11 protein-coding genes are annotated in these 14795 nt (G+C 34.1%); 6 read left to right on the top strand and 5 right to left on the bottom strand.

The genetic code is table 11. From position 1 onward, the window contains the following. Nucleotide 1 precedes the first annotated feature (1 nt). A complete protein-coding gene (locus A4F88_RS07450; RefSeq protein ID WP_068841949.1) occupies nt 2-1966 on the top strand; it encodes a transglycosylase domain-containing protein in 1965 nt (654 codons plus the stop codon). A 287-nt stretch (nt 1967-2253) separates the two neighbouring features. On the opposite strand, the gene A4F88_RS07445 is transcribed toward A4F88_RS07450, so the two are convergent. Together A4F88_RS07445 and A4F88_RS07440 are read right to left on the bottom strand one after the other, a co-directional pair. After that, nucleotides 2254-3003, bottom strand: a complete 750-nt coding sequence (locus A4F88_RS07445) for a LytR/AlgR family response regulator transcription factor (protein WP_068841948.1) — start codon at nt 3001-3003, stop codon at nt 2254-2256. Beyond that, the gene (locus A4F88_RS07440; protein ID WP_068841947.1) at nt 3000-4823 is read right to left on the bottom strand and encodes a tetratricopeptide repeat-containing sensor histidine kinase; all 1824 of its coding nucleotides are present in this window, start codon (nt 4821-4823) and stop codon (nt 3000-3002) included. Before A4F88_RS07440 ends, A4F88_RS07445 begins: the two co-directional genes overlap by 4 nt. Nucleotides 4824-4971: 148 nt before the next feature. Here A4F88_RS07440 and A4F88_RS07435 point away from each other — a divergent pair, with 148 nt between their 5' ends. The 4 genes from A4F88_RS07435 to A4F88_RS07420 all read left to right on the top strand — a co-directional run bounded on the left by A4F88_RS07435 (nt 4972) and on the right by A4F88_RS07420 (nt 9537). Then, a complete protein-coding gene (locus A4F88_RS07435; protein ID WP_068841946.1) occupies nt 4972-5937 on the top strand; it encodes an SIMPL domain-containing protein in 966 nt (321 codons plus the stop codon). A gap of 112 nt (nt 5938-6049) precedes the next feature. Then, a complete protein-coding gene (locus tag A4F88_RS07430) occupies nt 6050-7210 on the top strand; it encodes a vWA domain-containing protein (RefSeq protein ID WP_068841945.1) in 1161 nt (386 codons plus the stop codon). Nucleotides 7211-7213: 3 nt separating this feature from the next. Beyond that, nucleotides 7214-7837: a murein L,D-transpeptidase catalytic domain-containing protein gene (locus A4F88_RS07425; RefSeq protein ID WP_068841944.1), complete on the top strand. Its 624-nt coding sequence runs from the start codon at nt 7214-7216 to the stop codon at nt 7835-7837. 68 nt (nt 7838-7905) lie between these two features. Continuing rightward, nucleotides 7906-9537 (top strand): DUF4139 domain-containing protein, encoded by a 1632-nt coding sequence (locus tag A4F88_RS07420; protein WP_068841943.1) that lies wholly within the window; start codon nt 7906-7908, stop codon nt 9535-9537. 96 nt (nt 9538-9633) lie between these two features. Here A4F88_RS07420 and A4F88_RS07415 read toward each other — a convergent pair whose 3' ends face one another. The 3 genes from A4F88_RS07415 to A4F88_RS07405 form a co-directional block, all read right to left on the bottom strand. Continuing rightward, the gene (locus A4F88_RS07415; protein ID WP_068841942.1) at nt 9634-10671 is read right to left on the bottom strand and encodes an NADP(H)-dependent aldo-keto reductase; all 1038 of its coding nucleotides are present in this window, start codon (nt 10669-10671) and stop codon (nt 9634-9636) included. A 251-nt stretch (nt 10672-10922) separates the two neighbouring features. Next, a complete protein-coding gene (locus tag A4F88_RS07410; protein WP_068841941.1) occupies nt 10923-11867 on the bottom strand; it encodes an OmpA/MotB family protein in 945 nt (314 codons plus the stop codon). A 217-nt stretch (nt 11868-12084) separates the two neighbouring features. Next, nucleotides 12085-12846, bottom strand: coding sequence for an exodeoxyribonuclease III (locus A4F88_RS07405; protein ID WP_068841940.1), 762 nt, complete (start codon nt 12844-12846; stop codon nt 12085-12087). A 118-nt stretch (nt 12847-12964) separates the two neighbouring features. Between A4F88_RS07405 and A4F88_RS07400 the strand changes: the two genes are divergently transcribed. Beyond that, a complete protein-coding gene (locus A4F88_RS07400) occupies nt 12965-14767 on the top strand; it encodes a GNAT family N-acyltransferase (protein WP_068841939.1) in 1803 nt (600 codons plus the stop codon). The last annotated feature ends 28 nt before the right edge of the window (nt 14768-14795 follow it).

Genomic DNA, 14795 nt, shown 5'->3' with positions numbered 1-14795 from the left:
TATGAAATTTCCAAAACAAAAAATATATAAAGCACTTTTAATACTTGTCCTGGTATTAGTAGTGCTTTTTTTAGGTTTCTACTTTTTTCGTGATGCTCTGTTAAGAAAAGCGATCACAAAAGTAAAAAGCAAAATGGATACCGAATACAATAGTACTTTTTCTGTAAAATCAGCTTCGTTTGATGGTTTGTCCGGAATTAAATTAACAGATGTTATTCTGGTACCCAAAAATGCCGATACACTTTGCCACATTCAAAAAATAGAAACCAGTATTAGTTTATCAAATTTATTAATTGGTGATGTCCAGATTGGAACTCTAAAAGTAAATAACGGATACATTCAATTGGTTAAAAAAGGAAATGTCCGCAACTTTGATGCTTTCCTGAAAAAAGACAAAGCCGATTCTGATAAAAATGAAAAACGCAAATATGCCACTTTTGCGTATCGTATTATTTCCAAATTGCTGAATCTTGTTCCAACCGATATGAAGTTGGAAAAGCTGAATTTCAGAATTGATGATAACGGCAAAAAAACGTCTGTCGCTGTCAATAAGCTTATTTTAGACAATAAACAACTTGAAACCAGCCTTCATGTTCAGAGCAAAGATTTTGATCAGCGCTGGAATATAAAAGGATTTGCAGATCCAAGAAATAAAAAAGCAGATATCCGTTTCTTTAATTTAGATACCGGAGCCATTCGCGTTCCGTATTTAGACGAGCGCTACAACCTGAAAGCAAGTTTTGATTCGATTCGTTTAAATGTGCAGAACATAGAAAAAGACGGAAGCGAATTACATATTGACGGGTATACTTCTATCGTTAATTTAAAAATCAATCATCCAAAAATTGCCAGTAAAGATGTTGTCATTAAAAATGCGCGTTTTGATTACCGATTTTTATTAGGTGATGATTTTATATCGATCGACAGCACCTCAACCATGCAATTAAATAAGATCAAAGTAAAACCATATGTTTCTTACAGTACCGAAAAAGATACGATTTATACTTTAAAAGTTCATATTCCAAAAATGCAGGCGCAGGACTTTATCGTTTCGTTGCCTGATGGATTATTTACTCATTTTCAGGGAATGGAAGCAACGGGAAATTTTGATTATAAACTCGATTTCAGGTTCAACAAAAACAATCCAAACACTTTAGTTTTTGACAGTAAACTAAACAAGGAAGATTTAAAAATCACCAAATACGGAGAAGCCGATCTTAACAAACTCAACGGTGAATTTGTCTATCGTGCCATCATACAAAACGTATTGCAGCGTCCGGTTCTGGTTGGAAATGCCAATCCGAATTATACCCCTTTAGATCAGATTTCTCCTTATTTGAGAAAATGTGTTTTAACTACTGAAGATCCTTCTTTTTTCTCACATCGCGGTTTTATCAATGAAGCCTTCAAACAGTCTATTCTGAAGAATATCAGAACTAAAAAATTCTCTCGCGGTGCAAGTACCATTAGTATGCAGCTCATTAAAAATGTCTTTTTAACCCGTGAAAAAACACTTTCGCGTAAACTGGAAGAAATTTTGTTGGTTTACATACTCGAAAACAATCGCGTGGTAAGCAAAGAACGTATGCTTGAAGTCTATTTTAACATTATAGAATGGGGTCCAAATGTTTACGGAATTGGCGAAGCAAGTCATTTCTATTTTCAGAAAAGTCCATCGGCTTTAAATGTAGATGAATGTTTGTATCTGGCCACTATTATCCCGAAACCAAGAAAATTCATGTATCAGTTTAATGACCAGGGAAATCTGAAAGACTACGCTATAAAAAATCAGCAATTTTTAAAGAATTTAATGTTTCGTCGCGGCCTTTTAATCCCTGAAGACACAATAGAGCAACTGCCGGTTTATATTTCCGGTAATGCACGTTCTTTAATCAGGATAAAAGCTCCGGATTCTACAGCAGTTAAAAACGATTCTTTGTCTATTGGGGATGAATTTGATTTGTAGTTTTTTGCTACGAAGGCGCTAAGACACGAAGTTTTTTTGTTTTTAATCCCGAAAAGTTGCAGAGTCACAAAGTTTTTCAATAATCCCTAGCTGAAGTTAGGGGGAATAAAATTAAGAAAGAAAAAGGCTTTAGCCAAACTTATTTGTTTGGCTAAAGCCTTTTTCTTTGCGTTCATATTTTCATCCAGCTAAAGCTGGACGCTATTGAACTTAAAAAAAGACTTTGCGAGCAAATTTCACAAGCTTTAATAAAAACTTCGTGTCTTAGCGCCTTCGTGGCAAAAAAACTATTTAAAATTCTTCAAAAACTCTTCTTTGTAAGTCGGCGAAACTTCAATTTCTGCACCATCATTCAGCGTAATGATTCCGCCTTTATTATATGATTTTACACAATTCAAATTAATGATGTGTGACTTATGAACCCGAATAAAAGGCAAAGGCAAAATTTCAGAAAAGTGTTTTAAAAATCGGCAGACCATTTTTTTGTTCCCGTTGTTCAGATATAAATCTGTAAAATTTCCGTTTCCGCGAAGGCGAACAATTTCTTCCATCTTCACGACTTCAAAACCTTCCAGTGTTGGCAGGATTACCTGTTGCTTTTCTGGTTTTTGTTCATGAAAATTGGCAACAATAATTTTATTTCTATTAAAGATTTCGTGATTCATAATCTGATGATGCACTTTGTTTACCGCCACAATCAGTTCTTCGATACTAATAGGCTTTAATAAATAATACGCAGCACTTTGATTTAAAGCTTTCAACGAATATTCTGAAAAAGCCGTTACAAATATGGTTTCAAACTGTAAATCTTTACAGGCTTCGAGAACATCAAAAGCATTTCCGAAAGGCATTTCAACATCCAGAAAAACCAATTGCGGCTTAATTTCATGCAACAACGGAACGGCTTCTTTAATGTTTTGTGCTTCTCCTACAACTTCGACCTGCGGACAATATTTACTCAAATAATTTTTAAGCACTTCTCTCGCAGCCAATTCATCTTCGACAATTACACTTTTTATTTTTTGAAATGTCATCATATGGTATCGATTAATGGAAAAACAATTTCAACTATTGTTCCGGATTCCGGTTGTTCTTTTTCTCTGATGCTAAAAGAAATATGCTTTTTATACAATTCATTTAGCAAGCCAATTCGTTCTCTGGTATTGTTCAGTCCGCGTGATTCATGTACTTTTTGATTGCTTGTTTTAAGTTCCTGACTTTTGGTTAAACCAATTCCGTTATCAGAAATAGTAACGGCAACTTTTTGGTCTTTAAGTTCAAATTTAAGTTCTAAAAATCCTTTTTGATCCAGATAACGCAAACCATGCCAAATCGCATTTTCTAAATGAGGCTGAATAATCATATTAGGAACCAAAACACTTTCGGCATCCAGACCTTCATCAACAGTAATAACAAAATCAAATTTATCCTGAAAACGCAGATGTTCCAGATCGAGATATTTTTTCAATTGCTCTACTTCTTTATCCAGTGAAATGAAATCTTTATTAGAATTTTCCATCATATTTCGCATTAAATTTGAATAAGAAGTCAGGTATTTATTGGCCTCTAATTCTTTATTTTCCGAAATAAACTGATTGACACTATTTAAACTGTTAAAGATAAAATGCGGATTCATTTCGCGTCGTAACGATTGCAGGGCAATTTCTTTATTCTTAGTTTTAATCGCATATAAGGCTTTTACTATGAACATAAACAAAAGCAAAAGCAGCAATATTGACCCCAGAAGAAAATAATTAAAGGTGTTTTTCTTTGTGATCAATTCATCTTTTAATGTTTTCTCTTTTTCAAGTTGGCGGATTTTATCTTCGGTAACCTGAAACGTTTTGGCATCAATCAAAGTGGTATCAGAATGGATTAGTTTTTCGAAGTTTTCAAAAAACTGTTCATAGAGTGCCATGCTTTCTTTATCCTGACCTTTGTTTTTGTAATATTTTATCAAAGAGGACAAACTTTTTCTGGCTTCCGCCGAATTTCCTTTTTGAAATGATAAGTTATAAGCTTCTTTCAAAGACGAAATTGCTTTTTCGGGTTCTTTCTTCTCAAAATAAAGTGACGAAAGAGACTGCAATTGTTTTATCTCTGTGGTGTAATCTTTATTCTTTCTGGCTTCGGCAAGTAATTTTTCATTGATAACAAGTGCCTTCTCAAACTGATTGTCTTCGACATAAACCTTGGCAATTTCATTTTTGATTTTAATGACATCTTCGGGTTTATCTTTCGCATATACCAAAGCTTTATTATAGCTTTCTATGGCAACCTTTTTGTCTTTTAGATCTAATGAATTTTGTGCTTTCTGCACATAAGCTTCTGTAACTTCCTGGCTCTTATTTTCTTTTTTCAGTAAATCAATATTCGAATCGACGTAATTGGTCTGACTTGCCGGATTTGCCTGATTTCGAAGTCGGTTAGCATCATTCAGATTAATTTTTTCCTGAACTTCATCCTTTGCAAGTGAGCCTGCTATTTCATAACTCTTAATGGCTGATCCAAAGTTTTTCTGATTTTCCTGTGCCTTTGCCAGACTTCTGGTGACCCGGGTTTTATCTTCTGTCTGTTTTAGTTTGGTATAACTGTTTAATGCTCTTTTAAAATACTCTTCTGCTTTGGCATTATCGCCATTATTTAAAAACTCATTCGCCAGTCTTTCATAATTCTGAGCAATTTTCGATTCATCATTTTCATCAATTGAGTTAGACAAATCTTCGGCAGCTTTGTTGATTTTAGCCTTTTTAGTATTTTCTGTTTTCTGCACAGGAGCTGCTTGTGCTGTTGCTCGCTGTGAAAACAATAGCACTAAAAAAAACAGACTAAAACCAATTATCAAATGACGTTTCACAAATACTTTATTTTGAAAGTGTAAAGTAACCTAATTTCAAATTCCTTTCCTATAGTTTTCACCAAGTCAAACGACCTGTTGACCCATTCTGTCAAAAATACGTTTTTTCACTCAATACATTTGCTTCATAATCTTAAAACCAAGAATCATGAAAAAACTATTCTTCTCATTTTTAGTAGCATTATTTTCTCCTTTTATAATGGCTCAGGTTTCCGGAAATATCAACTATCAGAATCAGCAGAATTACAACAATGATCTTATCAATGTAAACTTTCCTTCGAATGCTGATATTCTTGTAAATATAAAAGGACTGGCGAATGTTAAAGCAGATGCTTATACTGCCATTTTCAGCACTACGCAAACCGGTAAAACTACCAAAGAGGTAAACGAGTTAATTGACCAAAGAATTAAACAGTCGCTAAATGAAATCAATTTACAAAAAGGTGTTGAAACTTATGTAGACATGATTTCATTTGTTCCCGTTTATGAATACGAAACAGAAAAGAAAGTTTTTAATCGTAAAACATATAACGAAGTCCCGGCAGGGTTTGAAGTAAAGAAAAACATCCATATCAAATATACAGATCCCAATCAGTTAAATGAGTTTATTTCGATTTTATCCAATAATGAAATATACGATCTGGTAAGAGTTGATTATTTCTCAAATGCATTAGAAACCATTAAGAAAGAGATGATGAACAAAGCAAAACTTATGGTGCAGGAAAAGATAAAGAACTATCAGGAATTACTTGGAGAAACATTTACAACTGCTGAGAAAAGAATAACCGATGGTTATATCGTTAATGTACCTGTAGAAATGTATAAATCGTATGAAGCTTACAATAGCTCTTCTTTAAACTTAAAAAAAGCTTCAAACATCAATCAGGTTAACAAATCTGTGACACTTTATTATCAGCCTTTATTGAATAAAGAATTTGACTTTGTAATTAATCCTACTGTATTAGAACCTGTTATTCAAATACAATATGAAATTAAAATAGCAATTAACAGAGAAAAAAAGCCACTTTCGAAAACCGATAAAGAACTTATTCTGGTTACGCCAAACGGCGATTTAAAATCCCTGAACTCCAATACAGCCAAACCAATCTATTAATCTTAAAACAGCTTTTCACCAAGTCAAAACCCGGTTTCACCATTTGTACGAAAAACAGGCGTTTTAGTTTTCTAAGTTTGATCTGTAATCATCCAATTAAAACTCAAGAATTATGAAATCAAATCTTTTTATCTCGGCACTTTTTGCAGCCACATTATCCCTTGCGAGCTGCAACTCCTCTAATGCAACACCAAAAAAACATAAAACAGAAGTTGAAAAACCAGCTTTGGCTACTACCAAAATACAAGTTGCACTTTTACTGGATACTTCAAGTAGTATGGACGGATTGATTGATCAGGCAAAGTCAAGATTATGGAATATTGTCAATACTTTAACTACTTTAAAATATGAAGGCAGATCGCCAGATATAGAAATTGCTTTATACGAATATGGAAACGATGGTTTATCAGAAAAATCAAATTACATCAGACAAGTTACTCCCCTTTCTACAGATCTGGATTTGATTTCGGAAAAACTATTCGCCTTAAAAACAAACGGCGGAAACGAATATTGTGGCGCCGTGATTCAGGATGCAACAAAAGAATTAAAATGGGCATCAGAATCCAAAAACATGAAACTGATTTACATTGCGGGCAATGAAGAATTTAATCAGGGAAAAATCAGCTATAAAGAAGCAATTAGCAATGCCTTAAAAAATGATATATATGTTAATACAATCTTTTGCGGTAATAAAACGGAAGGTATAAATATTCTCTGGAAAGATGGGGCTGATCGTGGAAAAGGTAAATACTTCAACATCGATTCTAACCAGTCTGTACAATACATTGTAACTCCTTATGATGATCAAATTACCAAATGCGATGAGAGAATGAACAAAACTTACATTAATTACGGTTCACGAGGAACGGAGAAAAAGAGAAACCAGATCATGCAGGATGAAAATGCCAAAATGGTTTCAAGTGCAAATTATGCAGATCGTGCGGTAAGCAAATCAAAAGCCGTTTATAAAAATGAAAGCTGGGATCTTGTGGATAAAGTAAAAGATGATGCAGGAGCTATTTCGAAAATTAAAAAAGAAGAATTACCCAGTGAACTACAGAACAAAAGCACTGCTGAATTGCAAAAAATAGTAACCGAAAAAACAAAAGAAAGAGAAACGATTCAGAAAGAAATTGGTGTACTGGCAAAAAAACGTCAGGAATACATTGATAATGAATCTAAAAAAACCAAGAAACAAGACGATTTAGGCAACACTATCAATTCATCAATTGTTGCTTTTGCAAAAGTTAAAGGTTATACAGTTGAAAAATAACTCATGAAAAAGAGACTATTTATTTTGCTTTCATTCAGTATTTTTTGTGTGAGTTTTGCCTGCAGAAATAAAGAAGAAAAGATAGAAATCATTAAATATACAAAACCGGTTTACTCCTACGAAGAGAAACTAAAAAGTGAGACCGCTGAAATTAGAAGATTTTTGGGGAAGTCTTCTAAATACAATTCAGATGTTGTCTTTTTATTAGATATGAAAGTTGAATCTGGAAAAAATCGGTTTTTTATTTATGATTTAAAACACAATAAATTACTAGACAAAGGTTTAGTTGGTCATGGTTCCGGTTCAGAAACAGGAATTCCCGGAAAGCTGAGATTTAGCAACACAAAAGATTCTAATTGCAGTTCGTTAGGAAAATATGCCATTGGCAGCTCCTATACCGGAAGATTTGGAAAAGCCTATAAATTATACGGTTTGGACGAAACAAACAGCAATGCATTTGACAGAAATATAGTCTTGCACAAATATTCAGAAATTCCGTTTGAAGAACAAATCAATCCAATTTGTAATAGCCTGGGTTGTCCAATGGTCAACGAGAAGTTTTTTAGTGTAATTGAAAAACTGATTGATAACTCCAAAAAGAAAATGATTCTGGTAATGTATTACTAAATCAATTTTACTTTTAGATATTTGTAATCTATTCCTTGTAAGAAAAAAAAATCTTAAACTATAATACCATGATTAAAAAACAAGCAACAGCATTTTTCTTATTGTTATGCACTTTTGCCTTTGCACAAAAACCCATATTTACAACGGCAAAAGTAAAAGCTGCAACAGTTTATTTTAATGCTGCCGAAATTTCTCAAACCGCCAGTACTACTTTGCCGTTAGGTACCAGCGAACTTGTGATTAAAAATGTGGCTGTCAACCTAAACGAAAGTTCTATACAAATTGGCGCTCCGGCAAACGTAACAGTTCTTTCGGTTCAGTTTACCAATAATTATATTTCAGAATACGAAAACGATCCAAAATCTCCGTTATTAAAAAGAGTTCGTGACAGTATTGTTTTGGTTCAGAAAGAAATTCTGAAAGTGAGTAACAGCATTAATTCTGAGACTAAAACGATTCAGTTATTAGATAAAAACCAACAGATTTCGGGAGCAAATTCAGGATTGAATGTAGCCGAATTAATGAAAATGGTTGATTATTATAAAAACAAGCAGCTTGAACTTGCCAACAATATTAATAGCCTGACGGATAAAAAGCAAAAACTGGATGAAACGCTTCAAAAACTAAACAACAAACTTGAAATTGACGGTAACAAAGAAGAAAAAACATCTTCCGGAAAATTGATTGTGCAGGTTATGAGTAATGTTGCCGGACCAGTTCCGCTTGAAATATCATATTTAACCAATGATGCCACCTGGTCTCCTTTTTATGATTTACGAACTGAAAGTGTAAATGCTCCTATCAATATGATGTACAAAGCACAAGTAGTTCAAAATACAGGAATTGACTGGAAAAAAGTAAAACTGACTTTGTCCAGCGGTTATCCAAATCAAAACAATCAGGCGCCTATATTGAGTTCATGGTTTTTGAGAAATAATGCCAATTATGGCTACAACCAAAGAGCCGTTATGAATCAGTTGCAAAGTGCACGCGGAGCACTGAAAGATAAAAAAGTTAATGAAGAACTTAATTATGTTGCCGCACCTGTTATGGCAGAATCTACGGTTTCTGATTACACAACGGTTTCAGAAAATCAATTGAATGTTTCTTTTGACATAGATATTCCATATGATATTTTATCAAATGGAAAAATTCATAGCGTATCGCTGAAAGAAATAAAACTTCCGGCAACCTATAAATACTATGCCGTTCCAAAAGTAGAGAATGAAGCTTTCCTTCTTGCTGAAATTGCCGATTACAGCAAATACAATTTATTACAAGGCGAGGCAAACATTATTTTTGAAGGTATGTATGTGGGTAAAACATTTATTCAGCCAAACCAAACCAGCGATACACTAAACTTAAGCATGGGACGTGATAAAAAAGTGTCGATCAAACGTGAAAAAGTAGCTGACAAATCTGGAACTAAGTTTTTATCTGCCAAAAAAGAACAGACTTTTACTTATGATATAACCGTTAGAAACAATAAAAAAGAAGGTGTTGAATTATTGTTGAAAGACCAATATCCGCTTACAACAAATAAGGAAATTGAGGTAGAATTACTGCAAAGTGATGGTGCAAAAGTAAATACAGAAACAGGAATCCTAACCTGGCAATTGCAATTGAAACCAAATGAAACAAGGAAAATCCGAATCAGTTATAAAGTGAGATATCCTAAAGATCAGACTTTAAACTTATAAACCAATATCCTTTACCAATAAAAACACGAATTCCACAAATTTGCACGGATTTAATCTGTGTTAATTTGTGGAATTTGTGTTTGTTTAAAATCTTTATTAAGGTGCCGGATCAGGAATAATAGCCTGAACTGCTGCGATTTCAGTTAATATTTCTTTTGAAAGAAACACATCAATAGTATCGATATTTTCTTTTAATTGTTCCATTGTGGTTGCGCCAATAATGGCACTAGTCAAAAACGGCTGCTGTAATACAAATCCCATTGCCAGTTCTGTTAGAGTTAATCCGTGTTTATGAGCAATTTCCTGATATAACTTTGTAGCTTGTGTACATTGTTCGCTATTGTAACGTGTATATTGCGGAAAAAGGTTGATTCTCGCATTTGGATGTGATTCACCGGTTAAAAATTTACCAGTTAATACACCAAATGCCAAAGGAGAATAAGCCAACAAACCTACATTCTCATATTTTGAAACTTCGGCAGAACCAACTTCAAACAAACGATTGAGTAAATTATATGGATTTTGAACTGTTTTAATTCTTGGCAGGTTTTGGTATTTGCTTTCTTCCAGAAAACGCATCATTCCCCATGCATTTTCGTTAGAAACACCAATGTGTTTTATTTTACCTTCTTTGATTAATCCGTCAAAAGTTTCTAATACTTCTCTAAAATTATCTTCCCAGACATCATCGTGATCTTTAAAACCGCGTTGTCCAAAGTAATTGGTTTGTCGCTCCGGCCAGTGCATTTGGTACAAATCGATATAATCTGTCTGAAGACGCTTTAAGCTGTTTTCTAAAGCATATTTGATACTTGCAGGAGAGAAATCTCCTTTCTCACGCATGTAAGTAAAATTAGGATTTGGACCTGCAATTTTAGAGGCCAAAACTACTTTATGGCGATTTCCTGTTTTTTTGAACCAGGTTCCAATAATTTTTTCTGTGCTTCCGTATGTTTCTTCACGTGCCGGAACCGAATACATTTCGGCTGTATCAAAAAAATTAACGCCTCTTTCGAGTGCATAATCCATTTGCTGGTGTCCTTCGGCTTCTGTATTTTGCTGACCGAAAGTCATCGTTCCCAGGTTTATTTTACTAACTTTTATGTCGGTGTTGGGGATTGTAGTGTATTTCATTTTTTTTCTGAGGTTCTAAGTTTCTAAGATTCTGAGGCCCTAAGCCTTTCTGTTTTGAATATTTAAGAATACCAAAGATACAAAGGGATACATCAAATGAAAATATGACAAAAGTTAAAAAAACTACAAGATTTCTTTTTGAAATTCTGAGGGACTAAGGTTCTAAAACACTAATTTAGAGTCATAAAATAACAAAAGGCTCAAAGTAAAACTTTGAGCCTTCTATCTTAGAATCTTAGTCCCTTAGAGACTTAATTAATACTATTCAACATTTCAGCGATTTCATCTAATCTTGGTGTTAAGATGATTTCGATTCTACGGTTTTTAGCTTTTCCTTCAGGAGTTGCGTTGCTTGCAAGCGGAGAAAACTCGCTGCGACCGGCTGCTGTTAATTTTTGTTTGTTGATTTTATTGTTTTCACTTAAAATAGCTACAATTGCTGTTGCTCTTTTAGTCGATAAATCCCAGTTGTTTGCAATTGGTCCCGAACCTGCATACGGATCATCATCAGTATGACCTTCGATAAGCACTGAAAGATCCGGATTATCACCTAAAACTTTTCCTAATTCCACAACGGCTCTTCTACCTTCGGTTCCAACAGCCCAGCTTCCTGAGTTAAAAAGTAATTTGTTTTCCATAGAAACATATACTTTTCCGTTTTTTTGCTCTACTGTCAAACCTTTACCTTCAAAACCGTTTAAGGCTTTAGATAACGTTTCTTTTAGTTTTTTCATTGCTGCTTCTTTTGCGGCAATCATGGCTTCAAGTTCATTTAAACGACTTGCTGTTTTATCAAGACTTGCTTGTTCTTCGGCTAATTTTTTAGATTTTGCTTCTAATTGCGCCAACAATTCACGGTTTTTAGCCATGTTTTTTTCTAATGCATCATTGCTGTTTTTTTCAAGTGCATTGTATGAATCCTGCAAAACTTTAAACTTGTTTTGTGCTGCAGCTAAATCAGCTTTTTGTTTGGCTAATTCGTCTTTTGTTGCGTTTAAATCTTTGGTTAAATTGTCACGTTCTAATTCTAACTGATTTTTTGATTTTTGTAAATCGGCATTTTGATCTGCAATAGAACGGTTTTCTTTTTTAAGATCTGAATATTTTGTTTCAAGATCGTTGTAAATTTTCTTGGATACACAAGAAGTCATAGACATTGCTACAACCAGTAATCCGATGGAGGCCTTTTTAATCATTTTACTTTTTTAGTTTTTATTGGGGGCGTATTAATAATTCAAAACTTCTTGTTTAACGGAAAGCCCTAGCCCTGATGGGAACGGCATCCTTTTGTGGCGGGGTTCGCCACAAAAGATATAGTGAACAGCAGGAAAAAGCTCCTTCTTTCGAATTTACTCAGGATGACAACTATTAAACTATATCACGCTATTCTTTCAGCAAGAACAATACCAGAATTTATTCGATTTCGACTAAAACAGGACAATGATCAGAGTGTACAGCATCCGGAAGGATAACGGCACGTTTTAAACGATGCTCCATTGAATCGCTTACAAGATTATAATCGATACGCCAGCCTTTGTTGTTTCCTCTTGCTCCGGCGCGGTAACTCCACCATGAATAATGATGCGGTTCTTTGTTGAAATGACGGAAACTGTCGATAAAACCAGATTTCATAAATGCATCCAGCCAGGCGCGTTCTGCAGGTAAAAATCCTGATACGGTTTTGTTACGAACCGGGTCGTGAATGTCGATTGCTTCATGACAAATATTGTAATCGCCACAAATAATCAGATTCGGAATCGTTAACTTTAATTCATTTATATACGTTTGAAAGTCATCCATGAACATAAATTTATGGTCTAGTCTTTCGATATTTGTACCGGAAGGAAGGTATAAACTCATTACAGAGCAATCATCAAAATCAGCACGAAGATTACGTCCTTCAAAATCCATATGCTGAATTCCGGTTCCGAATACGACATTATTAGGTTTTGTTTTAGATAAAATTGCTACTCCGCTATAGCCTTTTTTTGTTGCGGGATAGTAATATTGGTAGGGATAGCCAGCGGCCGTTATATCATCAACGGGAATTTGTTCCTGTGTTGCTTTTATTTCCTGAAGACAAATAACATCAGGATTGGCTTGTTGCAGCCATTCGATAAAACCTTTAGTTATTGCGGCTCGTATTCCGTTTACATTATAAGAAATAATTTTCATCAGCGTTTTTTTTAGGATTCCAAATGTAATAAAAAAGTGGAAAGTTTATGATTGAAACTTCGAAAAGTAGAGTTTTTTGTTATCTTTGTTCGCTGCTCTAATAAATTAAAAATAGTACATGGGTTTAGTTACCGCGAAAGAAGTTGCAAAGGCAATAAATGTTGAGAAGTACGGTGTGTTTGGTACTTTTTCAGGCTGGATTCTTATGAAGGTTCTTAAGATCTCTACCCTTAATAAAATTTACGATCACAATAAACACCTGGAAGATGTTGCGTTTTTGAATGGAATTTTGGATGAGATGGAAATCAAATTCGAAATCCCGGAAGAAGATCTAAAACGTTTACCAAAAGAAGGTCCTTATATTACCATTTCAAATCATCCGCTTGGAGGAATTGATGGTATTTTGCTTTTGAAATTAATGCTTGAAAGAGAACCTAATTTCAAAATCATCGCCAACTTTTTGCTGCACAGAATTGTTCCGCTTAAAAAATACATCATGCCGGTTAATCCTTTTGAGAATCATAAGGATGCAAAATCGAGTGTGGTTGGAATCAAGGAAACTTTACGACATTTAAGTGATGGAAAACCTTTAGGAATTTTTCCTGCCGGAGAAGTTTCGACTTATAAAGACGGAAAATTAGTTGTAGATAAACCATGGGAAGAAGGTGCTTTAAAATTAATCAGAAAAGCTAAAGTTCCTGTAGTACCTATTTATTTTCATGCCAAAAACAGTAAATTATTTTATTGGCTTTCTAAAATTGATGACACTTTGCGTACGGCAAAATTACCATCTGAATTGCTTACACAAAAAGATCGTGTAATTAAAGTACGTATTGGAAAACCGATTTCTGTAAACGAACAAAACGAAATTCAATCTTTTGAAGAATACTCTGAGTTTCTAAGAAAGAAAACCTATATGCTGGCTAATCCGTTTGAGAAAGACACCAAACTGATTGATACGGCAAGTCTTAAAATTCCAAAAGCGCCTAAAAAAATCGTAACGCCTGCGAACGAATCAAAAATGATTGATGAAGTTCAGGCATTAAGAGGCAGCGATTGCCGACTATTGCAAAGTAAAAACTACGAAGTGTTTTTTGCGAGAGCAAAATCAATTCCGAATATTTTACATGAAATCGGGCGTTTACGTGAGATTACTTTTCGTGAAGTTGGCGAAGGAACGAATGAGTCTATTGACTTAGACGAATACGACAAATATTATCACCATATGTTTTTATGGGATGATGAAACGAAAAAAATTGCCGGAGCTTATCGTATGGGGTTAGGTTCTGAGATTTATCCAAAGTATGGTATTGAAGGTTTTTATCTGACTGATCTTTTTAGATTTGAGCCTGAATTGCACGATATGATGCATAAATCGATCGAAATGGGACGTGCTTTTATTATTAAAGAATATCAGCAAAAACCAATGCCTTTGTTCTTGTTATGGAAAGGAATTATTCATACTACTTTACGTCATCCGGAACATAAATATTTATTAGGAGGTGTGAGTATCAGCAATCAGTTTTCGGACTTCTCTAAATCATTGATGATTGAATTTATGAAGTCGAATTATTACGATCCGTATATTGCCCAATATATTCACCCGAAAAAGGCTTACAAAGTCAAACTGAAAGATGCTGATAAGGATTTTATCTTTGACGAAGCAGAATCTGATTTAAATAAATTTGATAAAATTATTGATGAATTAGAACCAGGAAATCTACGTTTGCCGGTTTTAATTAAAAAGTACATTAAACAAAATGCACGTGTGGTTGCTTTTAATGTCGATCCTTTGTTTAATAACGCTGTAGATGGCTTAATGTACATTAGAATCGCAGATATTCCGGAAAGCACTATGAAACCGGTTATCGAAGAGTTTCAAATAGAATTAGAGCGTAAATTATCTGAGAAAGAAGATTAACTTTACATAATAAAAAAGTCCCCATTGC

The sequence above is a fragment of the Flavobacterium chilense genome (genome assembly GCF_001602525.1).
In the GTDB taxonomy this organism is placed as follows: Bacteria; Bacteroidota; Bacteroidia; order Flavobacteriales; family Flavobacteriaceae; genus Flavobacterium; species Flavobacterium chilense.
Note: the sequence above shows the minus strand (reverse complement) of the source record. Positions and strands in the feature narration are given on the sequence as shown.

Excerpts from the sequence above, each read along its gene's own strand:
- A4F88_RS07450 (WP_068841949.1), top strand. The coding sequence starts at position 2 with ATGAAATTTCCAAAACAAAAAATATATAAAGCACTTTTAATACTTGTC.
- A4F88_RS07445 (WP_068841948.1), bottom strand. The coding sequence starts at position 3,003 with ATGATGACATTTCAAAAAATAAAAAGTGTAATTGTCGAAGATGAATTG.
- A4F88_RS07435 (WP_068841946.1), top strand. The coding sequence starts at position 4,972 with ATGAAAAAACTATTCTTCTCATTTTTAGTAGCATTATTTTCTCCTTTT.
- A4F88_RS07430 (WP_068841945.1), top strand. The coding sequence starts at position 6,050 with ATGAAATCAAATCTTTTTATCTCGGCACTTTTTGCAGCCACATTATCC.
- A4F88_RS07425 (WP_068841944.1), top strand. The coding sequence starts at position 7,214 with ATGAAAAAGAGACTATTTATTTTGCTTTCATTCAGTATTTTTTGTGTG.
- A4F88_RS07420 (WP_068841943.1), top strand. The coding sequence starts at position 7,906 with ATGATTAAAAAACAAGCAACAGCATTTTTCTTATTGTTATGCACTTTT.
- A4F88_RS07415 (WP_068841942.1), bottom strand. The coding sequence starts at position 10,671 with ATGAAATACACTACAATCCCCAACACCGACATAAAAGTTAGTAAAATA.
- A4F88_RS07410 (WP_068841941.1), bottom strand. The coding sequence starts at position 11,867 with ATGATTAAAAAGGCCTCCATCGGATTACTGGTTGTAGCAATGTCTATG.
- A4F88_RS07405 (WP_068841940.1), bottom strand. The coding sequence starts at position 12,846 with ATGAAAATTATTTCTTATAATGTAAACGGAATACGAGCCGCAATAACT.
- A4F88_RS07400 (WP_068841939.1), top strand. The coding sequence starts at position 12,965 with ATGGGTTTAGTTACCGCGAAAGAAGTTGCAAAGGCAATAAATGTTGAG.